At 65.1% G+C, this 25,335-nt stretch carries 29 protein-coding genes; 17 read left to right on the forward strand and 12 right to left on the reverse strand.

Annotation, left to right across the window (positions count from 1 at the left end; all coding sequences use genetic code 11):
- Positions 1 to 138: 138 nt before the first annotated feature.
- Both groL and AB7535_RS43310 read right to left on the reverse strand, forming a co-directional pair.
- The gene (gene groL / locus AB7535_RS43305) at positions 139 to 1,770 is read right to left on the reverse strand and encodes a chaperonin GroEL (RefSeq protein WP_071909505.1); all 1,632 of its coding nucleotides are present in this window, start codon (positions 1,768 to 1,770) and stop codon (positions 139 to 141) included.
- 108 nt (positions 1,771 to 1,878) lie between these two features.
- Entirely contained in the window at positions 1,879 to 2,175 is a 297-nt protein-coding gene (locus tag AB7535_RS43310; RefSeq protein ID WP_014491914.1) for a co-chaperone GroES, read from the reverse strand.
- Between the two features lie 329 nt (positions 2,176 to 2,504).
- Here AB7535_RS43310 and AB7535_RS43315 point away from each other — a divergent pair, with 329 nt between their 5' ends.
- On the forward strand, positions 2,505 to 3,026 hold the full coding sequence (locus AB7535_RS43315; RefSeq protein WP_063985626.1) for a hypothetical protein: 522 nt from the start codon (positions 2,505 to 2,507) through the stop codon (positions 3,024 to 3,026).
- A 208-nt stretch (positions 3,027 to 3,234) separates the two neighbouring features.
- On the opposite strand, the gene AB7535_RS43320 is transcribed toward AB7535_RS43315, so the two are convergent.
- The gene (locus AB7535_RS43320; RefSeq protein ID WP_028157918.1) at positions 3,235 to 4,014 is read right to left on the reverse strand and encodes a protein phosphatase CheZ; all 780 of its coding nucleotides are present in this window, start codon (positions 4,012 to 4,014) and stop codon (positions 3,235 to 3,237) included.
- 314 nt (positions 4,015 to 4,328) lie between these two features.
- Here AB7535_RS43320 and AB7535_RS43325 point away from each other — a divergent pair, with 314 nt between their 5' ends.
- Entirely contained in the window at positions 4,329 to 5,144 is an 816-nt protein-coding gene (locus tag AB7535_RS43325) for a L,D-transpeptidase (RefSeq protein ID WP_085403376.1), read from the forward strand.
- A 73-nt stretch (positions 5,145 to 5,217) separates the two neighbouring features.
- On the opposite strand, the gene AB7535_RS43330 is transcribed toward AB7535_RS43325, so the two are convergent.
- From AB7535_RS43330 to AB7535_RS43355, 6 genes are all read right to left on the reverse strand, one after another.
- Positions 5,218 to 6,078, reverse strand: coding sequence for a DUF2076 domain-containing protein (locus tag AB7535_RS43330; protein ID WP_085403375.1), 861 nt, complete (start codon positions 6,076 to 6,078; stop codon positions 5,218 to 5,220).
- A gap of 125 nt (positions 6,079 to 6,203) precedes the next feature.
- Positions 6,204 to 7,049: a ChbG/HpnK family deacetylase gene (locus AB7535_RS43335; protein ID WP_085403374.1), complete on the reverse strand. Its 846-nt coding sequence runs from the start codon at positions 7,047 to 7,049 to the stop codon at positions 6,204 to 6,206.
- Positions 7,046 to 8,092 (reverse strand): glycosyltransferase family 2 protein, encoded by a 1,047-nt coding sequence (locus AB7535_RS43340; protein WP_063985621.1) that lies wholly within the window; start codon positions 8,090 to 8,092, stop codon positions 7,046 to 7,048. The genes AB7535_RS43335 and AB7535_RS43340 overlap by 4 nt, the downstream gene beginning before the upstream one ends.
- A gap of 85 nt (positions 8,093 to 8,177) precedes the next feature.
- Positions 8,178 to 9,155: an ATP phosphoribosyltransferase gene (gene hisG / locus AB7535_RS43345; protein WP_028153072.1), complete on the reverse strand. Its 978-nt coding sequence runs from the start codon at positions 9,153 to 9,155 to the stop codon at positions 8,178 to 8,180.
- 3 nt (positions 9,156 to 9,158) lie between these two features.
- Positions 9,159 to 10,310, reverse strand: coding sequence for an ATP phosphoribosyltransferase regulatory subunit (locus AB7535_RS43350; RefSeq protein ID WP_028157923.1), 1,152 nt, complete (start codon positions 10,308 to 10,310; stop codon positions 9,159 to 9,161).
- Positions 10,311 to 10,505: 195 nt separating this feature from the next.
- Positions 10,506 to 10,730 carry a hypothetical protein gene (locus tag AB7535_RS43355; protein ID WP_085403436.1) on the reverse strand — a complete coding sequence of 75 codons (225 nt, stop codon included), beginning with the start codon at positions 10,728 to 10,730 and terminating at the stop codon, positions 10,506 to 10,508.
- 194 nt (positions 10,731 to 10,924) lie between these two features.
- Here AB7535_RS43355 and AB7535_RS43360 point away from each other — a divergent pair, with 194 nt between their 5' ends.
- Together AB7535_RS43360 and AB7535_RS43365 are read left to right on the forward strand one after the other, a co-directional pair.
- Entirely contained in the window at positions 10,925 to 11,431 is a 507-nt protein-coding gene (locus AB7535_RS43360) for a hypothetical protein (RefSeq protein WP_063985619.1), read from the forward strand.
- 10 nt (positions 11,432 to 11,441) lie between these two features.
- Positions 11,442 to 12,452, forward strand: coding sequence for a helix-turn-helix domain-containing protein (locus tag AB7535_RS43365; RefSeq protein ID WP_135214808.1), 1,011 nt, complete (start codon positions 11,442 to 11,444; stop codon positions 12,450 to 12,452).
- A 51-nt stretch (positions 12,453 to 12,503) separates the two neighbouring features.
- On the opposite strand, the gene AB7535_RS43370 is transcribed toward AB7535_RS43365, so the two are convergent.
- Complete coding sequence (locus AB7535_RS43370) at positions 12,504 to 13,268, reverse strand: 16S rRNA (uracil(1498)-N(3))-methyltransferase (RefSeq protein ID WP_085403371.1); 765 nt, start codon at positions 13,266 to 13,268, stop codon at positions 12,504 to 12,506.
- Between the two features lie 211 nt (positions 13,269 to 13,479).
- Here AB7535_RS43370 and AB7535_RS43375 point away from each other — a divergent pair, with 211 nt between their 5' ends.
- Together AB7535_RS43375 and ubiA are read left to right on the forward strand one after the other, a co-directional pair.
- Positions 13,480 to 14,139, forward strand: a complete 660-nt coding sequence (locus AB7535_RS43375; protein WP_085403370.1) for a hypothetical protein — start codon at positions 13,480 to 13,482, stop codon at positions 14,137 to 14,139.
- Positions 14,136 to 15,068, forward strand: a complete 933-nt coding sequence (gene ubiA / locus AB7535_RS43380) for a 4-hydroxybenzoate octaprenyltransferase (protein ID WP_063985616.1) — start codon at positions 14,136 to 14,138, stop codon at positions 15,066 to 15,068. Before AB7535_RS43375 ends, ubiA begins: the two co-directional genes overlap by 4 nt.
- 113 nt (positions 15,069 to 15,181) lie before the next feature.
- Here the strand turns inward: ubiA and AB7535_RS43385 are convergent, their stop codons facing one another.
- Positions 15,182 to 15,700, reverse strand: a complete 519-nt coding sequence (locus tag AB7535_RS43385; protein WP_071909513.1) for a DUF6101 family protein — start codon at positions 15,698 to 15,700, stop codon at positions 15,182 to 15,184.
- Positions 15,701 to 15,976: 276 nt separating this feature from the next.
- On the opposite strand from AB7535_RS43385, the gene AB7535_RS43390 reads away from it, so the two are divergent.
- The 9 genes from AB7535_RS43390 (at position 15,977) to AB7535_RS43430 (ending at position 23,543) form a co-directional block, all read left to right on the forward strand.
- Entirely contained in the window at positions 15,977 to 17,380 is a 1,404-nt protein-coding gene (locus AB7535_RS43390) for a TldD/PmbA family protein (protein WP_071909514.1), read from the forward strand.
- A complete protein-coding gene (locus AB7535_RS43395; protein ID WP_085403368.1) occupies positions 17,367 to 18,185 on the forward strand; it encodes a 3'(2'),5'-bisphosphate nucleotidase CysQ in 819 nt (272 codons plus the stop codon). Before AB7535_RS43390 ends, AB7535_RS43395 begins: the two co-directional genes overlap by 14 nt.
- A gap of 60 nt (positions 18,186 to 18,245) precedes the next feature.
- Complete coding sequence (locus tag AB7535_RS43400; RefSeq protein ID WP_014491932.1) at positions 18,246 to 18,488, forward strand: DUF4170 domain-containing protein; 243 nt, start codon at positions 18,246 to 18,248, stop codon at positions 18,486 to 18,488.
- The gene (locus AB7535_RS43405) at positions 18,485 to 19,198 is read left to right on the forward strand and encodes a lysophospholipid acyltransferase family protein (protein WP_085403367.1); all 714 of its coding nucleotides are present in this window, start codon (positions 18,485 to 18,487) and stop codon (positions 19,196 to 19,198) included. The genes AB7535_RS43400 and AB7535_RS43405 overlap by 4 nt, the downstream gene beginning before the upstream one ends.
- On the forward strand, positions 19,161 to 20,495 hold the full coding sequence (locus AB7535_RS43410) for a 3-deoxy-D-manno-octulosonic acid transferase (protein WP_354113967.1): 1,335 nt from the start codon (positions 19,161 to 19,163) through the stop codon (positions 20,493 to 20,495). The genes AB7535_RS43405 and AB7535_RS43410 overlap by 38 nt, the downstream gene beginning before the upstream one ends.
- Positions 20,488 to 21,504 carry a tetraacyldisaccharide 4'-kinase gene (gene lpxK / locus AB7535_RS43415; RefSeq protein ID WP_071909517.1) on the forward strand — a complete coding sequence of 339 codons (1,017 nt, stop codon included), beginning with the start codon at positions 20,488 to 20,490 and terminating at the stop codon, positions 21,502 to 21,504. The genes AB7535_RS43410 and lpxK overlap by 8 nt, the downstream gene beginning before the upstream one ends.
- Before the next feature lie 297 nt (positions 21,505 to 21,801).
- Positions 21,802 to 22,137: a GYD domain-containing protein gene (locus AB7535_RS43420; protein WP_063985608.1), complete on the forward strand. Its 336-nt coding sequence runs from the start codon at positions 21,802 to 21,804 to the stop codon at positions 22,135 to 22,137.
- Between the two features lie 386 nt (positions 22,138 to 22,523).
- Positions 22,524 to 22,694 (forward strand): hypothetical protein, encoded by a 171-nt coding sequence (locus AB7535_RS43425; protein ID WP_166083903.1) that lies wholly within the window; start codon positions 22,524 to 22,526, stop codon positions 22,692 to 22,694.
- A gap of 534 nt (positions 22,695 to 23,228) precedes the next feature.
- Positions 23,229 to 23,543 (forward strand): hypothetical protein, encoded by a 315-nt coding sequence (locus AB7535_RS43430; protein WP_085403365.1) that lies wholly within the window; start codon positions 23,229 to 23,231, stop codon positions 23,541 to 23,543.
- A 146-nt stretch (positions 23,544 to 23,689) separates the two neighbouring features.
- Here AB7535_RS43430 and AB7535_RS43435 read toward each other — a convergent pair whose 3' ends face one another.
- Positions 23,690 to 23,917, reverse strand: a complete 228-nt coding sequence (locus AB7535_RS43435; protein ID WP_014491939.1) for a DUF2093 domain-containing protein — start codon at positions 23,915 to 23,917, stop codon at positions 23,690 to 23,692.
- A gap of 194 nt (positions 23,918 to 24,111) precedes the next feature.
- Here AB7535_RS43435 and AB7535_RS43440 point away from each other — a divergent pair, with 194 nt between their 5' ends.
- Together AB7535_RS43440 and AB7535_RS43445 are read left to right on the forward strand one after the other, a co-directional pair.
- On the forward strand, positions 24,112 to 24,936 hold the full coding sequence (locus AB7535_RS43440; RefSeq protein WP_085403364.1) for a dienelactone hydrolase family protein: 825 nt from the start codon (positions 24,112 to 24,114) through the stop codon (positions 24,934 to 24,936).
- Positions 24,937 to 25,161: 225 nt separating this feature from the next.
- The gene (locus tag AB7535_RS43445; RefSeq protein WP_008130160.1) at positions 25,162 to 25,311 is read left to right on the forward strand and encodes a hypothetical protein; all 150 of its coding nucleotides are present in this window, start codon (positions 25,162 to 25,164) and stop codon (positions 25,309 to 25,311) included.
- The last annotated feature ends 24 nt before the right edge of the window (positions 25,312 to 25,335 follow it).

Genomic DNA, 25,335 nt, shown 5'->3' on the forward strand with positions numbered 1-25,335 from the left:
AATCCTCGCGCAATCGAATCGGCGCGCCACCGTAGTGGGTTTTGGCCGCCGGTTGAATTGGAAAGCAGAAGGGGCAGGGTCGGCAAAAAAGAAGGCCGCCCGGAGGCGGCCTTCGCAACATTGTAACGGAACGGAGGCTTAGAAGCCGCCCATGCCGCCGCCGCCCGGCATGGCGGGCGGAGCTTCCTTCTTCGGCGTTTCGGCGACCATGGCCTCGGTGGTCACCAGCAGGCCGGCCACGGACGAGGCGTCCTGCAGCGCGGTGCGGACCACCTTGGCGGGATCGATGATGCCCTTCTCGACCATGTCGACATAGTCCTCGTTCTGGGCGTCGAAGCCGAAGGTCTCGGACTTGTTCTCCAGGATCTTGCCGACCACGATCGAGCCTTCCACGCCCGCGTTCTCGGAGATCTGGCGGATCGGGGCTTCCAGCGCCTTCAGCACGATGTTGATGCCGGCCTGGACGTCGGCATTGGCGTTGGTGAGACGGCCCACCGCCTTCTTGGCCCGCAGCAGCGCGACGCCGCCGCCGGGGACGATGCCTTCCTGCACCGCGGCGCGGGTGGCGTTGAGCGCGTCCTCGACGCGGTCCTTCTTCTCCTTGACCTCGATCTCGGTCGCGCCGCCGACGCGGATCACCGCGACGCCGCCGGCGAGCTTGGCGAGACGCTCCTGGAGCTTCTCACGGTCGTAGTCCGAGGTGGTCTCCTCGATCTGGGCCTTGATCTGGCCGACGCGGGCCTCGATCTCCGGCTTCTTGCCGGCGCCCTTGACGATCGTGGTGTTCTCCTTGTCGATCACGACCTTGCCGGCACGACCGAGCATCTTCACCGTGACGTTCTCGAGCTTCATGCCGAGGTCCTCGGAGATGAGCTGGCCGCCGGTGAGGATCGCGAGGTCCTCGAGCATGGCCTTGCGGCGGTCGCCGAAGCCCGGCGCCTTGACGGCGGCGACCTTGAGGCCGCCACGGAGGCGGTTGACGACCAGGGTGGCCAGCGCCTCGCCCTCGACGTCCTCGGCGATGATGACGAGCGGCTTGCCCGACTGCACCACGGCTTCCAGCACCGGCAGCATGGCCTGCAGGCCGGACAGCTTCTTCTCGTGCAGGAGGATGTAGGCGTCCTCGAACTCGGCGGTCATCTTCTCGGGGTTGGTGACGAAGTAGGGCGACAGATAGCCGCGGTCGAACTTCATGCCCTCGACGATGTCGACCTCGGTGTCGAGCGACTTGTTCTCCTCGACGGTGATGACGCCCTCGTTGCCGACTTTCTGCATCGCCTGGGCGATCATCTTGCCGATGGCGGCATCGCCGTTGGCCGAGATGGTGCCGACCTGGGCGACCTCGGAGGAGGCGGCGACCGGCTTGGCGCGCTTCTCGATGTCCTTGATGACAGCCGTAACCGCGGTGTCGATGCCGCGCTTGAGGTCCATCGGGTTCATGCCGGCGGCAACAGCCTTGGCGCCTTCGCGCACGATGGCCTGGGCCAGCACGGTCGCGGTGGTGGTGCCGTCACCCGCGGTGTCGTTGGTTTTGGAGGCGACTTCGCGCAGCATCTGCGCGCCCATGTTCTCGAACTTGTCCTCGAGCTCGATCTCCTTGGCGACGGTGACGCCGTCCTTGGTGATGCGGGGTGCGCCGAAGCTCTTCTCGATGACGACGTTGCGGCCCTTCGGACCGAGCGTCACCTTGACGGCGTTGGCGAGAATGTCGACGCCGCGCAGCATGCGTTCGCGCGCGTCTCCGGAAAACTTGACGTCTTTGGCAGCCATTTCTTCAATCCCTCGTGTTTCGTGATGTGTCTGCCGCTTGCGGAATGACCGAATGCCCGGATCGCGCGATCCGGGCATGACATTCAGCGGCTGTTCAGGCTGGCGGCTTTAGGCCATGACGCCCATGATGTCCGACTCCTTCATGATCAGGAGCTCTTCGTTGTCGATCTTGACCTCGGTGCCCGACCACTTGCCGAACAGCACGCGGTCGCCGACCTTGAGGTCGATCGGGATCAGCTTGCCGGCCTCGTCGCGGCCGCCGGGGCCGACGGCGACGACCTCGCCCTGGGACGGCTTTTCCTTGGCGGTGTCCGGAATGATGATGCCGCCCTTGGTCTTTTCCTCGGCGTCGATACGTTTGACCACGACACGGTCATGCAGCGGACGAAATTTGGATTTAGCCATGACGTTTCCCTTTGGAGGCTCGCTTCGGAAGGAATGGAAGTGGGTAGGGGCGGCGTCCGTCCACCCTCTTGCCGAGGATCGAACGGCGCGCTTAGCAATCGGGCTTTCCGAGTGCTAATAGTGCGCCCGGAAATATGGCTTGGCCGCGATCCTGTCAAGCAAGGGTGGTTAAGCGATTGGTGAGGCGGATATAGGATCGTGTCTATAGAAACATATTGGTCGCGCTGGCGTATAAAGGACGTCATTGCTCCGACAGCGGTTTTGCGCTTGGCTGCAGGAGGGATGCGGTCGGGGTCTCATTTGGGGGACGGTTTGCTCGGGGGAATGTCATGATCAGGTCAGCTCACGCACGCACGGTTGCCAATCTGGCGGCCGCCTCCTGCCTGGCGCTGCTGCTTGGCGCCTGTGGCGGCGGTATGAGCCTGCCGTCGTTCTCGTCGTCTTCGCCGCCGCCCGAGGCCGAGCCCGGCACCGGCCCGGAAATGCCGGCGAGCATCCGCGCCGACGAGATCGTCGGCCGCTGGGGTCTCGCCTCGTTCCAGAACCCGGCCGACCGTGCCCGCACCGAGGCCGCGGCCCGGGCGCAGTGCAAGAATCCCTACGTGATCACCGCCGGTTCCTCCGGCGGCGTGATCATGCATCTCGCCGACCAGGCGACGCCGCAGGAGCTGCGGCTGAAGGGCTCGCCCAGCGGCAAGAACTACATCGGCCCGGCGGGGCCCACCCCCGGCGAGCAGGACCGCGAGATCGTCTCCTTCGACGGCCGCGTCCTGATCACCCGCTTCATCGACAAGGACGCCGCCACCCGCTACGGCAACATGGTCTACGTCCGCTGCGCGCCAAGGGCGTAGTCTCTCTACTTCGTCATGCCCCGCGAAGGCGGGGCATCCAGTACGCCGCGGCTTTTCGGTTCTAGCCTCGCAGTTTCTGGAATACTGGATCGCCCGGTCATGTCCCGGGCTGAACATCAAGCCGGGCGATGACAGTGGAGGGGATGCTCCAAAAACAAAAAACGCCGGCTCTCGCCGGCGTTTTGTTTTTCCGTAATGCCGCGCCCGATCAGTCGAACAGCGCGTCGATGTCGTCCTGCGAGGCGTGGCCGACGTCGCCGGCGAGCTTGGGGCCGTTGAGGAGCTTTTCGTCCTCGCTGCGGGTGTCGGCCGGCGCGGGCACATGGGCCTTGATCGCGTCGACGCCGCCCCAGATCTCCATCATCGCATTGATGTGCTGCTCGATGAACTTCATCGTGGTCATGACCTTGCTGATGCGCTGGCCGGTCAGGTCCTGGAAGTTGCAGGCTTCGAAGATCGAGATGACGCGTTCCTGGATGTCGTCGGCGAGCCGCTTCTGCTGATCGGCCGATTGCACCTTGGACATCGCGCTGGCCGCCTGGTCGATCGATTCGGCGGCTTCGAGGATCTGCTGGGTCGCCTGCTCGGTGCCGCCGACGACCGCGCCGAGCTCGCCATTGACCTTGGCCATTTCGCCGCCGTCGAAGCTCTTGCCGTGCAGCGTCGCGATCTCGCGCTTGGTGCGATCGATGGCGTCGTGGATGAGGTCGAGCTCGACCTTCAGCTTCTCGCACTGCTCGATCTGCGCCCGGTAGGTATCGAGCATGGTACGAGCTTCAGAGAGCTCGTGGGCGGTGGAGGCGTCGATCGCCGCCATGGCCGCGCTGCCGGACAAGGGCACGGTGCCCTTCGCCATCTGTGCGCGGATCGCACGCAGCTCCGCCATGATCTCGTTATGCATCGGCGCAGCCTCCTCAATCATTTCGGGGCTGGGCATCTCGCCGACAATAGCCTCCTCGACACGAAAACGTTTGCGGTGAATAGCCATCAGGAACTCCCCCCACCTCACTCACGCGTCTTTGTAGACAGAAGCAATTTAACACGAGGTTCACAGCGGGAACTGTTGCGCGGCCGCACGCGACGGCGCGAAAGGAAGCGATTAACCATGGGCCTGCGGCGTTCATCGAAAATAAACGCTGATCGCCAAATTGCACCCTCGCTCGCGACGTGGTGAATCGAAACGGCTGATACGTTTACCAAACAAAACGGCTTTTGCTCTTTATTGACCACGTCGCGGTCGCCGGTCAGCCATCGGCTCTGCACGACGCATGGGATCTAGACGAAACAGTACAGAGTACGTCGATGTTCAAGAAAATGTCTGTCGCGCTGCTCGGCAGCGCTTGCACCTTCATTGCCGGCGCGAACAGCGCCAGCGCCTTCGACAATAGTGTGCCGAACGATCCGCCCGCGGTGCTCTACCAGCCGCAGGTGCAGCCGGCGCCGGTGCGTGTCGCCTCCAATGCGAATATGGGCGGCGGCTTCATCGAGTTCCTGTTCGGTGACGGTCCCGGCCGCGGCCCGGCCTACGCGCCGCAACAGCCGGTCTATCAGCAGCAGCCCGGCTATTACGACCAGCGCCGCCTGCCACCGATGGGCGAGCCGCAGATGCAGGGTGGATATCAGCAAGGCGCAGGTCTCCAGCAGGAGGCGGTCGATCCGCGCCAGCGTCCGTTCGATCCGAGATTCGAGAAGCAATCCGTCGACTATAGCGGCAAGGAAACTGCCGGCACCATCGTGGTCGATACGCCGAACAAGTTCCTCTATCTGGTCGAGGGCAACGGCCGGGCGATGCGCTACGGAATCGGCGTCGGCCGTCCCGGCTTCACCTGGTCCGGCGTGAAGTCGATCACGGCCAAGCGCGAATGGCCGGACTGGACGCCGCCGGCGGAAATGATCGCGCGCCGGCCCGACCTGCCGCGGCACATGGAAGGCGGCCCGGAAAATCCGCTCGGCGCGCGCGCGATGTATCTGGGCTCGACGCTCTATCGTATCCACGGCTCCAACGAGCCCTGGACCATCGGCACCAACGTCTCCTCAGGCTGCATCCGCATGCGTAACGAGGACGTCATCGACCTCTACGGCCGCGTCAATGTCGGCACCAAGGTCGTGGTGATGTGAGCGTCTGACGCTCGACATGAAAACGGCCGCCTCCCGGGCGGCCGTTTTTGTTTGTCGCGCTGATCGGGCAGCCTCACGCGTAGTCGCTGCCGCCATCGTCTCCGCCGCCGAAATCGCTGTCGTCGTCGGCTATGTCCATATTGCCGTTGTCGTGGTCGTTGTCGTCGTAGTTCTGATCGTTGTTGTTGTCCCGGTCGTTCGACGCCTGGTCGGTGAGGCCCTGGCGGGAACCGTCGTCGCGGTCGCGGTTGGAGCCAATGTCGTTGAGACCGGCATCGCGCGAGAGCGAGCCGCCGGACTGGTCGCTGCCGCCCCAGGGACTTCCACCAGCGCTGCGGTCGCCGAGCGCGTTGGTGTCGCCGAAGGCCTGCTGGTGCGATCCGCCCATCATGCCGCGGATGCTGGAGAGCAGCAGCGAACCGCCGACGACGCCGGCCGCGGCCGCCGCCGCCGTGCCGAGGAACGAGCCGCCGCCACCGCCCATCGGCGGAGCGCCATAGCCCTGACCCGGAGCTTGACCTGGACCTTGGCCGTAGGCCTGTCCATAAGGAGGCGGCGCGCCGTAACCGGGCTGTGCCTGCGGCATCGCCTGACCGGTGTTCCAGACCGGCCGCGCGTCACGCGGCGGCACGTTCGGAACCGAGCCGCGCGAGGGGCCTCCGCCGAACAGCGAGTCGCGCATGGTATCGAGGAAGCCGCCGGACTGCGCCTGCTCGGGCGCATGGGCCGCTTCCAGCTCCTGGATGCGGTTATGAGCACGCTTCAGCGCTTCGTCCTGCAATAGCGTGGTCTGCACCAGTGCGTAGACCGCGCCGGGGGCCTTGCGCAGCCCGTCGGAGATCGCGGCGATCGCGTCGGGATCCCGCGGTGCATTTTCCAGTTTCGAAAGCCGGTCGAAAAGCTCGTCGACGAGCTGGCGTTCCTGCGGCGTCATGATCAGTCTCCCTCGCTCAAACCAAGCGCGAGGCAGATGTAGGGTTCCATTGTGGCCCCAACAGTGCCGGCCGGATTAAATTTCGGTATGCGACAAGCTGCCCAGCGGCTTGCTTTCCGCCGGTTTCACCCCAGCGTGACGCCGCTGTCGGCCAGCAGGCGCGCAAACCCATCGCCTGAAAGATAAGCATGCTCGCGTTCGCGGACGTCGGTCATCGGATCGAGGCCGGTGAGGACATCGTCGACGAAGCCGGGGTGGCACATCACGAGGCCGCCATCGGGGAGGCCTTCCAGAAACTGCCGCATCAGCGCGCCGAAATCGGCCTCGCGCGCAAAATCATAGGCGCCGGCAAAGCCGGGATTGAAGCTGAGGCCGGCGCTGGCGGCGCGGCGGCGGAATTGCGCGCTCAGGATATCGAGCACCATGGCTTTTGGTGAGGCCAGCCGCTGCACGAGCGGCAGGTCGCGCCCGCCCTGGCGGACCCAGGCTTTCGGCGCGGCTTCGCTGACCGCATCGACAAAGCCGTCGCGCACCTGCGGATAGAGCTGCACATGCTGATGGCCGTCGACGAAGTCAGGCGCGCGCCCGAACGCTTCCGCGAACGCCGCCAGCTGCGCCCTGACCTCATTGCGAAAGAATTCGCGGTCGAGCCGGCGTGCAAGGCCGGCGCGCAGCAGTTTCGGGAACGGCATGAACATGTCGCCGTCCAGCGGTCGGAAATGCATGGTGAGCGGCCGGAACGGCGCCGACAAGGTCACGTGCAAGCCGATCGCGCAGCGCGGGCTCGCTTTCGCCGCCGTCTGGAGCGCCTCGATCTCGCCGCGCTCGATCGCCGGTCCCACCATCATCACCGAGGTGGCATTGAGACGGCCGCGTTCGATCAGGTCGCGGATGGCGCGATTGACGCCCGGGCTGATGCCGTAATCGTCGGCGCAGAGCCAGATCCGCCGCAGGCCCGCGGCCGCGCTCATTCGGCGGCCGTCCTCTTCGAGGCGTCGTCGGCCTTCCCGGTCTCGAAATGCTTTTCGCTGTGCTCGGCGACGAAGTAGATCGGGCGCGCCTTCAGCTCGGACAGGATCTTGCCGATATATTCGCCGACGATGCCGATCATGATGAGCTGCACGCCGCCGATGGTCATCAGGCCGATCACGAGCGAGGGATAGCCGGGCACCTGCTTGCCCGTGGTCCAGACTTCCCAGAGGATCGAGAGGCCGAACAGGAAGGCGCCGCCGGCGAGGATGACGCCGAGCAGGCTGGCGAAGCGCAGCGGTGCCACCGAGAACGAGGTCACCCCTTCGATCGAAAGACCGAGCAGGCGCGCGGCGCTGAAGGTCGTCACACCATGGGTGCGCGGCGCGGGCTCGTAATCGACGCGGATTTGGCGGAAGCCGATCCAGCTCGCGAGGCCTTTGAAGAAGCGGTTACGCTCCGGCAGCTGCCTGAGCGCTGCGACCGCGCGCGGCGACAGCAGGCGGAAGTCGCCGGCGTCTTCAGGAATCTTTTGGCGCGCGCCCCAATTGATCAGCGAATAGAACCCGCGCACGGCGACGCGGCGCAGGAAGGGCTCGTTGTCGCGATGCGCCTTGGCGGTATAGACGACGTCATAGCCGTCCTCGATCCAGTGCCGCACCAGCTGCTCGACCAGGGCCGGCGGATGCTGGCCGTCGCCGTCCATGAACATCACGGCGCCGAGCCGGGCATGGTCGAGGCCGGCCATCAGCGCGGCTTCCTTGCCGAAATTGCGCGACAGCGACACCACCTGAACGTCGACCGCGTCGGCCGGCAGCGACCGGGCGATCGAGAGCGTCGCGTCCGCGCTGCCGTCGTCGACATAGACGACTTCGCAACGCAAGCGATAGCGCTGCTGCAAGGTCTTGGCGAGATCGCAGATGCGCTGGTGCAGGGCGGCGAGGCCCGCCGCCTCGTTGTAGACGGGGACGACAATCGACAACCCCTTCGCGGCGGCACTGGCCGCGGTGGTCGTCATGCCGGAAACGTCAGAGCCCAGCGTCATTGATCAAGGTTCCAGAGGCGTCCATGGTTCTCAACAGCATATGGTAGCTGCCGTTTGCTGTCGCTACGCTGAACGGACCTGAGGCTCACTGCCGCAGGAATGCCTCGAGCTTGGCGAACAGCGGGTTCTCCCGGTCGAACACATAGTCGAGCGAAACCACCGAGACGGTCTCGGCGCCATGCTCGCGCAGGAAGCTCGCCAGCGCATAGAGCTGACCCGGCGGACAGTGCAGCGTCAGCATGCCCGACGAGGTCGGCCCTCCGAACGGGGCCTCGACGCCGAAGCGCTCGTGGGCTTCGCCGAGCAGGGCGGCGTCGCATTGCTGGAAGCGGGTGCGGACCTCGCGGTATTTGTTGGCCCGCGCCCTTGCTGCGATGTGATCGAGGATGACGCGCGCGGTCTCCCGCGCCTGCGGCGACCAGTCGGCATCCCTAGAGGCGACCAGATTGGCCTGGCTGCGCAGGATCACGCCGTCGTCGAGCACCCGCAAGCCGTTGGCGGCGAGCGTCGCACCGGTCGTGGTGATGTCGACGATCAGCTCGGCGCTGCCGGCCGCGGGCGCGCCTTCGGTCGCGCCCGCGCTTTCGACGATGCGGTAGTCGGTGATGCCGTGGCTCTGGAAGAAGGTGCGGGTGAGGTTGATGAACTTGGTCGCGACCCGCATCCGCATGTGATGCTGCTCGCGGAAGCCGGTGGTGACGTCGTCGAGGTCGGCCATGGTGCGGACGTCGATCCACGCCTGCGGCACCGCGACGACGACGTCGGCATAGCCGAAGCCGAGCCCGTCGATCAGGGACACGCGCTTGTCGGCATCCGCGATGTTCTCGCGCACCAGGTCTTCGCCGGTGACGCCGAGATGCGCAAAGCCGCGCGACAGTTGCGAAGCAATCTCGCTCGCCGAGAGATAGGCGACCTCGACATTGTCGAGGCCTGCGAGCGTGCCGCGATAGTCGCGCGCACCGCCGGCCTTCGACAGCTTGAGCCCGGCGCGGGCGAAGAACGCCTCGGTGTTTTCCTGCAGGCGGCCCTTGGAGGGAACGGCCAGGACGAATGGCGCGCTCATGACTTAAGCTCCCACCTTGCGGCCGATCCGGGTCAGCGCGTCGACCCAGACCGAGAAGCCGACCGCGGGGATCGGCTCGGCCGATCCGAGCTGGGTCATCAGCCCGTCATAGCGGCCGCCGGCCACCAGCGGTTCGGCGCCGTTGCCCCTGTGATGCAGCTCGAATTCGAAGCCGGTGTAATAGTCGAGGCCGCGTCCGAACGCGGTCGAAAAGCGCGTCTGCTTCACGTCGATGCCGCGCGCGGCCATGAAGCCGACCCGGCTTTCGAACTGGTCGACGGCAGCGCTGAGGTCGAGCTTCGCGTCCGTGGTGAGCGCGCGGAGTTCGGCGACGGCATCGTCGGGATTGCCCGCGATCGACAGGAAGCGCTTGAGCACGGCGATCGCCTCGCGCGGCAGCGCGCCGCCCTTCAGCGTCGACTGCTCCAGGAAACGGTCGGCGATCTCGGCCGTGGTGCGGCCCCCGACATTGGTGGTGCCGGCGATCGACATCAGATCGGTGACGAAGGCGAGCGCAGCCTTGCGGTCGGAGCCGGCGAGCGCGGCCAGCACACCCTCATATTCGCTGCGGGTCGCGGTGGTCGCGGCCGCCAGCTTCTCCAGATCTTTTTCCAGGCTGATCTTGCGGTTGAAATCCTTGACCAGGCGGCGGCGCCACACCGGATAGAGGTCGAGCGCATCGAGCAGGGCGTTGAACAGCGCCACGTCGCCGGTGCGAATCTCGACATCGCGGACACCGAAGGCCGCGGTCGCTTCCAGCGCCAGCGCCAGCATCTCGGCATCGGCCGCAGCGCGGTCCTGGCGGCCGAACGATTCGATGCCGGCCTGAAGAAACTCGCTGGCCTGGCCGCTGCGGTAGCGGAACACCGGGCCGAGATAGCTGAACCCGGCCGGCTGGCCGGCGCGGCTCGAGGTGAGGTAGTCGCGGGCGACGGGAATGGTCAGGTCCGGGCGCAGGCAAAGCTCCTCGCCGGACAGGTCCGTCGTCAGGTACAGGCTCTTGCGGATGTCCTCGCCGGAGAGGTCCAGGAACGGCTCGGCCGGTTGCAGAATCGCGGGCTCGGCCCTGACATAGCCGGCCTGCGCGAACGACAAGAGCAGCGTATCCGCCCAGGCGGCGGAGCCGGCAGCATTTGAGGTGGCAGTCGCGGTCATAACAGGGGTCCATCGTCCCGGTGGAACCGGGCAGGGCGAAAGAAGGGAGGCGAATTGGCGCAGGCCTTAGCATGGCGCGAAAGCGGTTTCGACCTCCAAAGGATCAATCGCTTAACGGCTTTGGAGGCGGGACGCAGCGATCTGTCAGAAGGTATTTTGGGTATTTTAATACCTAGGGCGGGAAGGGCTTGGTTTTCACTCAGTCTGGCCAGGGAGATCTCTGGGCGCATCGCCAAGCGATGCATCGGTCGAGGCGAAGGCAAGCCCTGCGGTTTCGGACGCGGCGTGATCTGCGAGCTCCTCGGCAAGCTCGAGAATTCTCTGCCTCCTGCTCGGGTCCCTTATGCCGAGAAATGCCTTGATGAGCCCGAGCTCCTCGCGTCGCCGCCTGTCCGATGCAACATCGTCGTCCATGGCCATGTCGTCCTGCGCGACAGCCTCATTGCCCGTCGCTGATTTTTGTCCGCGCATGCGACTCAATGCAGCAACCGCAAGCTCAACGTCACATTGAGAAATTGAGGAGGACAGGCAAGTCGTCGCATACTCATATTGGGTATGGCGGATGACCCGTTCGCTGCTGCCTTCGCTTACAATGTGAATGTTGGTTTCGATTCATGCGCAATGCATCAGACGCTATCCGGACGGTCTCGCGGCACACGCTGGCCTATATGCTGTTTTCGATCAGCGAGCTGTTCCGGCACTACGACGAATTCGATCCGCTGGACCTACTGATCGTTCATGCGATTCTCAACGCGAACGTCATCAATGTGATGAACGATCCGTCGCTGGACGAGAGATTCTCCAGCATTCACGCGGTCGAGCCGGATGCGATCAAGCAAGGGGTGTCCCGCGCGGCGCTCTCTCGCTTCCTCAGCCTGCCGCTCGAGACGGTTCGCCGTCGCGTGACGGGACTTAAGAGACGAAAGATTCTCGCCGAAACCAAGGCCGGGCTCATCGTGACCGAGCAGAACGCATTCAGGTTTGGAAACAATCACGAACTGCAGAAGACTAATATGCTGCTGCTCACAAAACTGCTTCGCGATCTCAAGCGCGCCGGCATCAACGGGCCGGATGATCTGCGTGCCCCCAAGGGCGCTGCATCGACAAGGAAGGCGAAGTAAGCGGCAGGATATGGATCAAAGCCTTCTCGATACTGCTCGCGATGGAACGCAAAGAACAGCATTAGACGGCTTGCTGTCGTTCCAGGGTCTCAAGCCATCCGCGGCTCTCGAGCTCCGATCGTACGACATCGATCATTTCGGAGAGAGTGAGAGATATGTCGGCGCATCCAGCATGCCGCTGTCGGCCGGGGCGACTGCAATCAAGCGTGCCCAGCTCAGCCTGCCGGTCCTGACGCTGTCTCTGGTGAAGACCTTCCCGCGGATCATCCGCGGTTATGATCTGGCGCACGCCATCGCGGTGGCGGTGCCGATGGACCATGTGACCTCCACCCGCATCAACGGGCAATCAATTGGCAGCTCCATACTCGTTCTCAAGGGGAGATCCGATTGCCTGGTCTATGAGCCGGCGGGGCGTTTGTGGGCTGTCGCCTATTTCAGCCCGCCCGAGCGCGAGCCCTGGTCTCAGCTGGATGACGGCTATCATTTGCTGAGTCCGGCATCGGAAGTACTTGCCTCCCTGCATGGCTCGATTTCCACGACGCTTGAAACCGCGGCACATGATCCAGACTTCCTGAACGAGCCGACGTCGCGAACGGCGGTCGAACAATCCCTGTTCGCCGCAATGGATGCTGCCATTCGGTCCAACGTGAAGCGCGGGCCCATGCACTCCACGACGGACAGCTATCAGCGGATCGTCGCAGAGATGGAACGATTGATCCGCCACGATCTCGCGATCTGGCACAAAACGACCGAACTGGCAGAGCGGGTGGGCGTGTCCGTTCGGACCCTCCAGAGTGCGACGCAGGCCATCTGCGGCATGAGCCCTCATCGCTACAGCCGGGTCTTGCGCCTCTGGTCGGTACGAAAGCAGCTGCGCACCGGCCCGGCTCGTCGCAGTGTGAAGGCCTGCGCAATCGGCCATGGCTTCTGGCATCTGAGCGAGTTCGCAGCGAGCTACAGGGCGGCTTTCGGAGAGCTGCCGTCCGAGACCCTGCATCGGTCGAAGCGAGAGGTCATCTGAAGCGCGAACCTGTAGAGCCGCCGCGCGCGAATCGACGTTAGGTTCGCTTGGTTAGGTGCCGTCCCAATCGCCCAGCACTGCCTGCACCAGCGCCAGCGCCGCCACCGCGGCCGTGTCGGCCCGCATGATCCGGGGTCCCAGCGCCAGCCGCAGGATTTTCGGCTGCCGCAGCAGCAGGGCGCGCTCTTCTTCGGCAAAGCCGCCTTCGGGGCCGATCAGCGCGTCGATGCCAATTCTGCCTTGGTCATGTCCGGCTTCGCGCGCGTCTTGCAGGCTCTGAATGGGGTTTTGGACCTCCGCCGCCTCATCGCAGAAGATGAGCAGCCGGTCGGCAGGGCGCTGACTGAGATACCGGTCCAGCGGCACCGGCTCGGCGACCGTGGCGATGCTGAGGATGCCGCATTGCTCGGCGGCCTCGACGACATTGGCGCGCATCCGCTCGGTGTTGACCCGCGAGGCCTGGGTGAAGCGGGTCAGGACCGGCTGAAGCGTGGCAGCGCCCATTTCGACGGCCTTCTGGACCATGTAGTCCAGCCGGGCATGCTTGAGCGGGGCAAAGACGTAGGTGAGGTCGGCGAGCCGGTCCTGCGGCCGGGCCTGCTGGAGGATGACGAGGCCGTCCGGCCGCTTGCGGCCTTCGATCGCGGCCTGCCACTCGCCGTCGCGGCCATTGAACGCCAAAACCTCGGCCCCGGCGGCCAGCCGCAGCACATTGCCGAGATAATTGCTCTGGTCGCGGTCGAGCGGAACCCTGGCGTCCTGGGCAAGGGGGACATCGACAAACAGGCGGGGGGCGCGAAAATCGTGGGAGGGCATCGTTCAAAGGTCCAATTTGCCGCCGTTATTAACCGAAAGCCGCCATTTCGGGGGTAAATATTGCCGAATCGGTGCGTCGGCGCGCCGCGCTCTTGCCCTATTCGACGGGTTGTTAAGGGCCGGCGGGAATCGTAAAATCGCGAGCACGCTGGTTGCGCTTCAATTGGGAAGACGCCAAGCCCCGTAAGCTCCTGCCGGAGAGACTGCCTTGATGATCCGTCATTTGATGGTTCCGATCACTGCCGCCATGGTCACCTTGGGCGCCGCGGGTGCCCACGCGCAGGGCTTCCCTGCGCCGCTGCCTGGCCAAGCCCCAACCAGTTCCGCGTTTCCGCCCGTGAACGGCTCGGCGCCGAGCGCTTCGGTCGGTGCAGCGCCCCAAGGATCGTTTCCCGTCAACGGCGCCGCGCCCGTCGGTGGCGCAGGTGCCTTCAGCGCCGCCCCGCCGACGCAAGGCGGTCCCGGCGAGGACTGCATGAAAACCTTCATGCCGCTGCGCGAGGAAGCCGAGAAGCGCGGCAAGCTGATCAAGGCCGCGAGTGATCGTCACGCCGCGCCGGAAGAAGCCTGCAAGCTGATCCGCAATTTCAGCCAGGCTGAGACCAAGATGATCAAGTACATCGAGGCCAACGCCTCGAAGTGCGGGATTCCGGCGCAGGTCAGCGCGCAGATGAAGGACGGCCACAAGAACACCGAGGCCATGGCGACGAAGGTCTGCAACGTCGCGCAGCAGATGCAGAACCAGCCGCGCGGTCCGGCCGGTCCGTCGCTGAGCGAGGTGTTGGGTTCTGGCTCGGCGCCTGAGGCCAATGCCGGCAAGAAGGGTGGCAGCACCTTCGACACGCTCAACGGCAACGTCCTCACCCGATGAGTGACACATCCGCCCGCGTTGCCGATTCCACCGGCAACTGGGTCGATACGCTCGCGCCGCAATGGGCGCGGCCTTATTTGCGCCTGTCGCGCTTCGATCGTCCGATCGGCTCCTGGCTCCTGTTGATGCCGTGCTGGTGGTCGGCGGCGCTCGCGGCGGGCATGGCGCATGATGTCCGCGGCCTGCCGCTCACCATCGTGCTGTTCTTCATCGGCGCCTTCGTCATGCGCGGAGCAGGCTGCACCTGGAACGACATCACCGACCGCGATCTCGACGACAAGGTCGAGCGCACCCGCTCGCGGCCGCTGCCGTCGGGCCAGGTGACCACGAAGCAGGCGCTGGCCTTCATGGTCGCGCAGGCACTGACCGGTCTCGTGGTGCTGCTGCAATTCAACCGCTTCGCGGTCCTAACCGGCATTGCCTCGCTTTTGATCGTCGCGATCTATCCCTTCATGAAGCGCATCACCTGGTGGCCGCAGATCGTGCTCGGCCTCGCCTTCTCCTGGGGCGCGCTGATGGGATTTGCCGTCACCTTTGGTCGCATCGAATTGACCGCGCTGGTGCTCTATGCGGGATCGATTTCGTGGGTGATCGGCTATGACACGATCTATGCGCACCAGGACGCCGAGGACGACGCGCTGATCGGCATCAAGTCCACCGCGCGGCTGTTCGGCGCGCACACGCACCAGGCGCTGATCCTGTTCTACGGGCTTGCGGTGATGCTGATCGGCGTCGCGCTGGCCTCAGGCGATGCGCGCTGGCCGGCCTGGCTCGGGCTTGCGGCGTTCGCCGTGCATCTGGCCTCGCAGATCGTGCGGCTGGATATCAGCGACCCCTTGCTCTGCAAGCGCCTGTTCTTCTCGAACAAGTATGCGGGCTTCCTGCTGTTTGCGGGATTGCTGGTCGACGCGGTGATGCGGGCGGCGTAGCCCGTAGGGTGGACAAAGGCGCTCTTGCGCCGTGCCCGCCATCTTCCCGGGATTGAGATAAAAAAGGTGGGCACGCTTTCGCTTTGCCCACCCTACGGCACTGTGCGTGCCGTTCAATTCCTTGCGATGATCTCGCGTTCGCCCTGATGAACCGACAGCTCGCGCGTCATGGCGGTGCGCCGGCGCATCAAAAATTTCGGACGGCGGGCGCGGATCGCGTTGGCGCGGCGACGGCGCGGCGTGGGCTTGCGGGCACCTTCGTCGAGCTGCGGAAGCGCGAATAGCTCGCTCCAGATCGCCCAGGCCTCGGCGAGTTCGTCGCCATCGGTGCTGACCAGCAGCGGAACGGACAGCGAGGGATCGCGATGCACGAGGACGAGGGTCTGCGCCTCGTCATTGCCGCGCAACGCAACGCCGATGAAGTCGCTGACGCGGACGTTGATCGCCATCTGCATGCCGCGGACGGCACGGCGCAGCACGACACGCTCGCGATGAAGCTCGATCTGTCTGGTGTATCCGTCGGCGCGCGGATCGTGCGCATCGAAGCGGACCGGAAGGGAAAGAGGGTCGAGCCGCAAGCTGCGGCCCGACCCGGCGGGAGCGATCCCGCTTGTTGCTGTTTGACGCCTCACGGCTTTAGTTCTCCCCGCCGGGATTATGTTCCCGGTCGATGCGAGGACCTTAGCGCGCGCCGTTCCGAAACCACTTAAAAAGGCTGGTTAATCCAGCGTCACCGCCGCTCATGATTGACAAGACCTTGGCACGCATGATTGACGAGACGTTGCGCCGGACTTGCGAATCTGAGCTTTTTGCGGGCTGAAAACGCTTGAAGTCCGTACCAATTGGGCACATCTGGTGTTCAGGGCCGGTATCGCCCCGAAACCTCCCGCCGCAACAGGATTTCGTTTGTGAACCCTTCACCAAGCTCGACGCTTTCGCCCCAGGATTCGTCCAAAGCCAATCGCGACCTGTTCGATCAGACCGCGCTCTCCGATCTCGCGCAGCGGCTAGTCGAGGCGGCCAAGCGCGCCGGTGCGGATGCGGCCGATGCGGTCGCCGTGCGCGGCGTCTCGCAGGGCGTCGAGGTGCGTGACGGGCGCGTCGAGGAATCGGAACGCTCCGAGGGTGACGATGTCGGCCTGCGCGTGCTGGTCGGCCAGCGCCAGGCGGTGGTCTCGACCAACGACGTCAGCGGCGATGCCGTGACCAAGCTTGCCGAGCGCGCGGTGGCGATGGCGCGCGTCGCGCCCGACGACAAATATGTCGGCCTCGCCGATCCGGCGCTGCTCGCGCGCGACTTCCCCGATCTCGATCTGCTCGATCCCGACGTGCCCGCGACCTCCGAGCTCGAGCGCCGCGCGCTCGAAGCCGAGGCTGCCGCGCTCGCCGTGAAGGGGGTGACCAAGTCCGGCGGCGCCTCCGCCTCCGCCGGCATGGGCGGCATGGTGCTCGTCACCAGCACCGGCTTCCATGGTTCTTATTTGCGTTCCAGCCAGGGCATTTCGGCGACCGCGATATCGGGCGAAGGCACCGGCATGGAGCGTGACTACGACTTCACCTCGGCGCCGCACGGCGCCGATCTCCTGTCGCCGGAAGTCGTCGGCCGTTCCGCCGGCGAGCGTACCGTGGCGCGTTCCAATCCGCGCAAGGTCGAGACCTGCAAGGTGCCGGTCGTGTTCGATCCGCGCGTTGCGGGCTCGCTGGTCGGCCACGTCGTCGGTGCCATCAACGGCGCCTCGATCGCACGGAAGACCAGCTTCCTGAAGGACAAGCTCGGCCAGCAGCTGTTCGCAAAAAACATCCGCATCATCGACGATCCCCTGCGCAAGCGCGGCCTGCGCTCGCAGACGTTTGACGCCGAAGGCGTCGCGGTGAAGAAGATCGCGCTGATCGACGAGGGCGTGCTGACGACCTGGCTGCTCGACTGCGCGACCGCGCGCGAGCTCGGCCTCACTACCACCGGCCACGCCCATCGCGGCGTCTCGTCCTCGCCGTCGCCGGGACCGTACAATCTGCATCTCGAACCGGGCACGCCGACGCCGGCCGAACTGATCGCCGACATCAAGCAGGGCTTCTACGTCACCGACCTGATCGGCTCCGGCGTCAACGGCGTCACCGGCGATTACAGCCGCGGCGCCTCCGGCTTCTGGATCGAGAATGGCGAGCTGACCTATCCCGTCAGCGAGGTGACGATCGCGGGCCATCTGTTCGAGATCTTCAAATCGATGCAGCCGGCGAACAATCTCGAGTTCCGCTACGGCATCAATGCGCCGACGGTGCGCATCGAGGGTTTGACGCTTGGCGGACGCTGACGCGCATGCAACGGACGAAACCATCCTGACGCGCGACGCGGCGCTGCTGCAGGACGCGGTGCGGGAGGCAGGCAGCCTCGCGCAGTCGATGTTCCGCACCGAATTGAGGAAGTGGACCAAGGGCGCGTCCTCGCCGGTGTCGGAAGCCGACATTGCCGTCAACGATTTGCTCGAAGCGCGCCTGCGCTCGGCGACGCCCGATTATGGCTGGCTGTCCGAGGAGAGCGCCGACGACGAGGTGCGGCTGTCGCGGCGGCGGACCTGGGTGGTCGATCCCATCGACGGCACCCGCAATTATCTCGGCGGCCATGAAGAATGGTGCGTCAGCGTCGCGCTGGTCGAGGATGCCTCGCCGGTGCTGGCTGCGGTGTTCGCGCCCGCGACCGACGAGTTCTTCTTCGCGGCCCGCGGGCAGGGCACGACGCTCAACGGCAAAGCCGTGCGGGCGGCGTCCGGATCCGCGCTCGACTTCTCCCGCGTCGCCGGGCCGAAGCCGATGGTCGAGCGGCTCAATACGGCCGGCGGCGACATCAAGCTGCATCCGCGAATCGGTTCGCTCGCGCTGCGCCTGTGCCGGGTCGCCGATGGCGTGCTGGATGCGGCTTTTGCCGGGGGCAACAGCCATGATTGGGACCTTGCGGCGGCCGATTTGATCGTGCAGGAAGCGGATGGTAGGATGAGCGACCTCTCCGGAGATCCCATCCTCTATAACCGCCGGGAAGTCACGCACGGGGTGCTGGTGGCAGCGGGTCGCGATCGTCATGCGGGCATCGTCGCGCATTTTCGAAATCGGCCCTTGCCCTGAGTGCGTCCGCCGTGCTTCTCGAACACTGCTTTGCCGGGCAGCCCGTTAGGAACAGAACCCATGCCAGATAGTGCCCCGCAACAATTGCTGCATCTCGTCATCGGCGGCGAATTGCTCGATCTCGAGCACAACACCTTCAAGAACCTCGACGACGTCGAGATCGTCGGCCTCTATCCGAACTACGCGTCCGCTCACGTCGCCTGGCGCGCCAAGGCGCAGAGCACGGTCGACAACGCGCAGATGCGCTACTTCATCGTCCATCTCCATCGGCTGCTCGACCCGAATCAAGAACCGGCACGTTGAAAAAACTGCTTCGCAATACGCTGCGAAGCAGCTGGCTTCAGCGTGCCGTCGGGGTTCTGGCGGCCGAATATCTGCGTCTGGTCTGGCGGACCAACAAATTCACGTTCGATCCGCCTGACGTCTATGACATCGTCGAGCCGCAGATCCCCGCGATCTTCGCCTTCTGGCACGGCCAGCATTTCCTCACGCCCTTCATCAGGAATAAGGACTCCTACCGGGCCAAGGTCCTGATCTCGCGGCATCGCGACGGCGAGTTCAACGCGATCGCCGTCGAGCGGCTCGGCATCGGCCTCATCCGTGGTTCCGGTGACCACGGCGGCGCCTTCCACCGCAAGGGCGGGGTGGGCGCGTTCAGGGAAATGGTGCACACGCTCCAGGACGGTTGTAATGTCGCGCTGACCGCCGATGTCCCCAAACGCTCGCGCGTGGCCGGGCTCGGCATCATCATGCTGGCACGGGAATCGGGGCGGCCGATCATGCCTTTCGCGATGGCGACCAGCCGCTTCATCCGGCTCAAGAACTGGGACCGCACCACCATCAACCTGCCGTTCGGGCGGGGCGCATTGGTCGGGATCAAGGAAATCCACGTGCCGCCGGATGCCGACGCCGCCACCATGGAAGCGCTGCGGCTGGAGCTGGAAGAGACCTTGAACGAGGCGACCCGCCGCGCCTATGCGCAACTCGGCCGTCCGGGGCCCCAAGATGGCTAATTCGCTGCCGATAACGCTGCGGATGTACCGGCGCCTGGCCTCGGGCCTGGTGCCGCTTGCGCCGGCGCTGATCAAGCGGCGGCTGAAGCAGGGCAAGGAGGATCCCGCGCGCGTCGGCGAGCGGCGGGGCCTGTCCCGGGACGTGCGTCCGCACGGCCCCCTGGTCTGGATTCACGGCGCCAGCGTCGGCGAGGTGCTCGCCGCAGCCGCGCTGATCGAGCGCCTGCGCGACCTCAATCTTCGCATCCTGCTCACCTCGGGCACCGTCACCTCCGCCGCCGTCGTCGCAAAGCGGTTTCCGCCCGACGTCATCCATCAATACGTGCCGTATGATTCCCCGCGCTATGTCGCGCGCTTCCTCGATCACTGGAAGCCCTCGCTGGCGCTGTTCATCGAATCCGATTTGTGGCCGAACCTGATCCTGGCGGGCGCCGCACGCCGCCTGCCGATGGTGCTGATCAACGGGCGGATGTCGCCGCGCTCCTTCCCGCGCTGGCGGCGGATGTACGGCACCATCTCGGCGCTGCTGTCGCGGTTCGACATTTGCCTGGCGCAATCGAAGACCGATGCGGAGCGCTTCTCCGCGCTCGGCGGCCGCGACGTGGTCGCCACGGGCAATCTCAAGCTCGACGTGGCCGCGCCGCCGGCCGATCCCGCCAAGCTCGAGCGGCTGATGGCGATGACGCGCGGCCGCCCGATCATCGTCGCGGCCTCGACCCATCCGGGCGAGGACGAGATGCTGGTCGCGGCGCATCGCAGCCTCGTCGGTTTCTTCCCGCAGCTTCTGACCGTGATCGTGCCACGGCATCCGGATCGCGGCACCTCGATTGCCGGCTTGATCACGGCGTCGGGCCTGAAGCCGGCGTTGCGCTCGCGCGAGGAATTGCCGACGGCCGCGACCGACGTCTATGTCGCCGACACCATGGGCGAGCTCGGCCTGTTCTACCGCCTCTCGCCGGTCGTGTTCATGGGCGGATCGCTGATCCGCCATGGCGGCCAGAATCCGATCGAGGCGATCAAGCTCGGCGCTGCGATCGTCCATGGTCCGCACGTCTTCAACTTCGCCGATGTCTACGAGGCGCTTGATAGCAGCGGCGGCGCGCGCCAGGCCGACACGCAGGAGACGCTGGTCAAGCAGCTCGGCCAGCTGCTGGCCGATCCCACGGTGCGCGACGGGATGCAGCGCGCAGGCTCAGGCGTGGTCGAGGATCTCGGCGGCGCGCTCAATCGCACGATGACGGCGCTCGAGCCTTATCTCCTGCAGCTCACCATCGAGATGGGGGCCGCCAATGCGTGAGCCGGCCTTCTGGTACCGGCCGCGTTCCTTCAAGTCTCATGCGTTACGGCCGTTGGGCTTGCTCTATGGCGCGATCACCGAACGGCGCATGCTGCGCCAGGGCTTTGACGCCGGCATCCCCGTGATCTGCGTCGGCAACTACCATGTCGGCGGCGCCGGCAAGACGCCGACCGTGCTCGCATTGACGAAGCTGTTGCGCGAGCTCGGCGAGACGCCGGTGGTGCTCAGCCGCGGTTATGGCGGGCGCCTCAAGGGTCCGGTCATGGTCGACCGCGAGCGCCACACCGCTTCCGACATCGGCGACGAGCCGTTGATGATGGTGCGCGACGTTCCTGTCGTGGTCGCGCACGACCGTCTCGAAGGCGTTGCGCTCGCGAAGTCGCGGGGCGCGACCGTGATCCTGATGGACGACGGTTTCCAGAACCCGCGCCTGCTGAAGGACGCCTCCCTGATCGTGATCGACAGCGAGCGCGGCCTCGGCAACGGCAAGGTGTTTCCGGCCGGTCCCTTGCGCGCGCCGCTGAAGGCGCAGCTCGCGCGCACCGATGCGCTGGTGCTGATCGGCAATGGCCATGCCGCCAACGATGTCGCGGCGGAGCTTGCGAAGCGCAACAAGCCGGAGCTGCGCGCGCGCCTGAAGCCGGATGCGGCCTCGGTCGCGCAACTCCTCGGCAAACGAGTCTTTGCGTTCGCCGGCATCGGCGATCCCGCGCGTTTCTTCCGCAGCTTGCGCGCCTGCGGCATCGAGGTCGCGCGCACGCGCCCCTTCGCCGATCACCACATGTTTTCGCAGAACGAGATCGCGGCGCTCGCAGCGGAGGCGCAGCGCGAGCAACTCACGCTGGTGACGACGGAAAAGGATCTTGCGCGCCTCCGCGGCCGCGAAGGCGTCCCCGACGGCATCGTGCCGTTCGCGGTGCAGCTCGAATTCGATGATCCGGCAGCGCTCCGGCAATTGATCAGCGATCATCTCTACAAGGCGCGCGAGCGGCGGTTCGGCAGGCGATGATTTCTTGATGATTTCTTGATGATTTCTTGGCGTGGGCAAAGCGCTCCGCCGTAGCCCAACACCGCGCGCCTTGCGATATGCGACATGTCGCGGCGGATGAATTGTCTTCCGCACGTTCGGGAGTTGATGTAGCCTCGCATGAGAGCCGTCACCGGGACGTGCCGAACTCCCGGCAATCATCGGCGGCGTTTATGCCCACGGCGGGCAACGTACCATCATCATTTCAGATGCGAGACCGTTACGATCAGTTCGGAACGGCCGGAGAGTTATTGCCAAAAGCTCAGAGGAGAACATGCCATGCATTTTTGCCTCACTGGACAATATACACCACGCGCTCTCAACGCCATTTTGGAAAACCCCACGATCAATCGCCAGGAGGCGGCGACAAAACTCATTGAAGCGGCCGGCGGCAAGCTGATTTCGATGTACAGCGTTGCTGCCGACGGTCCGGGCGTTTTGGTGATTTTCGATGTGCCTGATCCGAGCACGGCTCCGGCCATCTCCGGTCTGACCGTCACGGTGGGCACCCTGCAGAACGTGAAACTGACCCGGCTGTTCACGCAGGACGAGATCAAGCAGGTCCGCCAGAACGCGGCGAAGCTGCGCTCTTCGTATAGTCCGCCCGGAGGCTGACATCCGGATCTCAAGCGATGCCGCCGCAATCGTATCAGGCGGCGGCAACGCTTACCTCACAGCAAAAAGCAGGTCTGCGCGCTGAGGCGAGGCGAAGGCCTTCCGGCGTCCATCGACGGACGATGCGGGAGGGCGCGTGCTGTGTCCGGCGCCACAGGTCCGACTGAACGTGCTTGCCAGCGGACCCGTTCAGGGCGTGCAATCCCGGCTCAGCCCTCAGTCCCCTCACCAGGCTCCAACAGCCATCATTCCGATGATGGTCAGGCACGAGACGCAGGCCACCATGACAGTATAGCATTCGGGTGTATTCATCGCTTGCTCCCAAACTGCCGCCAATTGCTTGGTCACTGCTACGCGGGAGAGTTCGCCGGTCTCGGGCCGCTTCAATGCGGCACGCCGCGACCGGTCTTGCGTTGTGCGTCCGTCCTCTCATCGTCACCCTGATCCGCAAGATGATGATGCGCTTCGGAAGCTTCAGAGCGTTGAGCTATGATCAGAAGCTGTTTCCGCATTTCAGCGAGGCGGGCGCGGCAATATTCACGATAGAGCATGTCTAGTATGGTGGGCATGATCACCCCCATCGTTGACTTTCGATTTACAAAGTATCCACCGCGAATTTTCGAGGTGATCGTAGCCCGTCAGATGGCTCTTCCGATGTGAGCCCGTTCACAGACTGCGCCAATTCCAAAGCTCAATGGTCGTTTGGTTGACTTGATGGTCTGTGCGACAAAGCAGCAGGGCTAATTACCTAACGCGCACTCTAGCAGCGCTCTGTTTCACCAGAACTTCGTCAAACAACTTAAGGGCGCCGAACCGCAGCGAAAAATCCAACCACAGCGCGAAGTGACTTACCACGGAGTGCAAGCGCAATTCGTTGCAACGCGGATCGGCGCGACGGAGATCATTTCGGCGGCGAGGCGCGCAGTTCAGGTGCGCGCGAACATCGTCTCCATCCTCCTGCTGCGCGATAAGCTGTGCCGCTCATGCGGCGCCGGCAGGACAGCTACCCTTTGCTCACCCTGTAGCGGCCCGCCATTCAGGCGACATTCTTCGCCAGACGCCTATCGGTTCCAGACGATCAGGAGAATCCGATGAAACTGCCATCTGCAGCCGTCGCTGCCAGTCTTCTGTGTCTGATCATGGCGCCCGTGTTTGCGCAGACGCCGCCGACGACGGCTCCCGCTGCTCCAACCAGCACGGTGCCAGTCCCCGCGACCAAGCGCGTCACGTGCCTTGCGACGACGCAAAGCCTGAAGGGCCAGGACAAGCGCGATCAGATGCAGCTCTGCATGGCGCAGGCACGGGTCGATTGTCTGAAGCAGGCGATCGATCAGAAAGTGGTCGGTGAGACCAGGAAGACTTTCATCAAGACCTGTGTGGGCGCGGATGGTCCCGAGCCGCAATAGCCGCGCGATGCCACGAACTCGGTATCGTTGGGTGGGCAAGGCGAATTGTCCGCCGAAGCTGAGCGAGCGAAGGCGGAAGCGTGCCTACATTGTTCGTTGCGGTCGTGAAGAGATGGCGGGCACGGCGCGAGGCGCCTTTGCCCACCCTACGGCTGCGGCTTCAGCGCGCCGGGGAAATGCCGCTGCAGCACGGCGGCGGGCGTGGCGTAGGCCTCTTGCAGATCCACGCTCCAGTACTTCAATTCGTCGAGCGGAATCCGCGTGTCGGTGATCGCGCAACGGACGAAGGTCCCCGGCGAGATCACGCGGAAATCGCCGTCGAGATATTGCACCTGCGCTTCGCCATGGCCCGAGGGGCCGAACTTGTTCAGCACGGTCGAAAGTCTCCGTGGAAGGCCTCTCCGTGGAAAACCCTGGAGGGCACGATGTGTTGCACCGAATTTAGCATAGATAGGGTGGCTTGTCCGCCCGGTAAACCCACCGGTTTGTGATGTTTTGCCGCCGTTTCCGCATGATAGTGCTTCGCGCGAGGGATGGCCGGTTCCGGCATCTTCCACGGCAGAATCCGATGCGCCTTCGACTGACCGCCCTGTTCATGATGCTGCTGATGTCGGCCGCGCACGCCGCGCCGGCGCCGCAGCAGGTCGACATTCCGCTGTCGTCCGGAATCCTGCATGGGCAGCTCTACAAGCCCGATGGCGAGGGGCCGTTTCCGACCGTGATCGCGCTGCATGGCTGCGGCGGCCTCGGCAATCATTCAGAATCGGTGCTGCCGCGCTATCGCGACTGGGCGCTGCAACTGCTGAAGGCCGGCAACGCCGTTCTGCTGCCCGACAGCTACGGCTCGCGCGAGCTCGGGCCGCAATGCCGCGTCAAGGAGATGCACGTCAAGGCGCGGCGCGAGCGCGTCGCCGACATCGCGGCCTCGCGCGCCTGGCTGGTGAAGCAGAGTTGGGTCGCGCGCGACCGCGTCAGCCTGATCGGCTGGGCCAATGGTGCCAGCGCGCTGCTCTGGGCCGTGCGTCCGCAGAGCGCCGCGCGCGAAGCCGGGCCGGATTTTCGCGCGGCGATCGCGTTCTATCCGGATTGCCGGATCTCCGCCGGCCTCGGCTGGAGCGCGCGGGTGCCGACCCTGGTGCTGATCGGCGCCAATGACGACGTCTCGTCGCCGCCGGCCTGCCGCCAGATGGTCGACGGCGCGCGCGGCCGCAGCGCGCTCACGCGCATCGTGGTCTATCCCGGCGCCTATCACGATTTCGACCGCGCCAATACGCCGCTGCACGCAGCTGCCGGCACCACCGACGCCGCCGCGCCCGAGCACGGCCATCTCGGCACGGACGCAGAGGCGCGCGCGGAGTCGCAGAAGGAAGTCGCGGAGTGGCTGGCGCGGTGAGGGCGGTCCTGTAGCCCGGATGGAGCGGGCTTGTCCCGCCGTAGCTCGATAGAGCGAAGGCGGAAGCGGGGCCGCCCGAGGAACAACGTTAGGCGGACAGCCCCGCATCGACCACCGCCCTGCACGGAGTATGGCCGACCGTGAATCTACGTATCGCGTGTCGCGGCGGTTTCAGCAGGTGACGGCGCCTTAGTTCGACCACGATGTCGATTAAACGCAGTCCTCATGCGCAACCGCTTCGTCCTGTTCTCATCCGCACTGATCGTCTTCACCGTCGCGATCTTCCTGTTCGAAGCCCACGCCGGCGCGCCGATGATCGCGCCGGAACATTGCGGCTTCTGGACCACGATCGACGCGGGATTGTCCTGCCGGTAGGCGGGCTGCGCTCGCAATGACGAG

The organism is Bradyrhizobium sp. 956_D2_N1_4, assembly GCF_052076025.1.
Lineage (GTDB): Bacteria > Pseudomonadota > Alphaproteobacteria > Rhizobiales > Xanthobacteraceae > Bradyrhizobium > Bradyrhizobium barranii.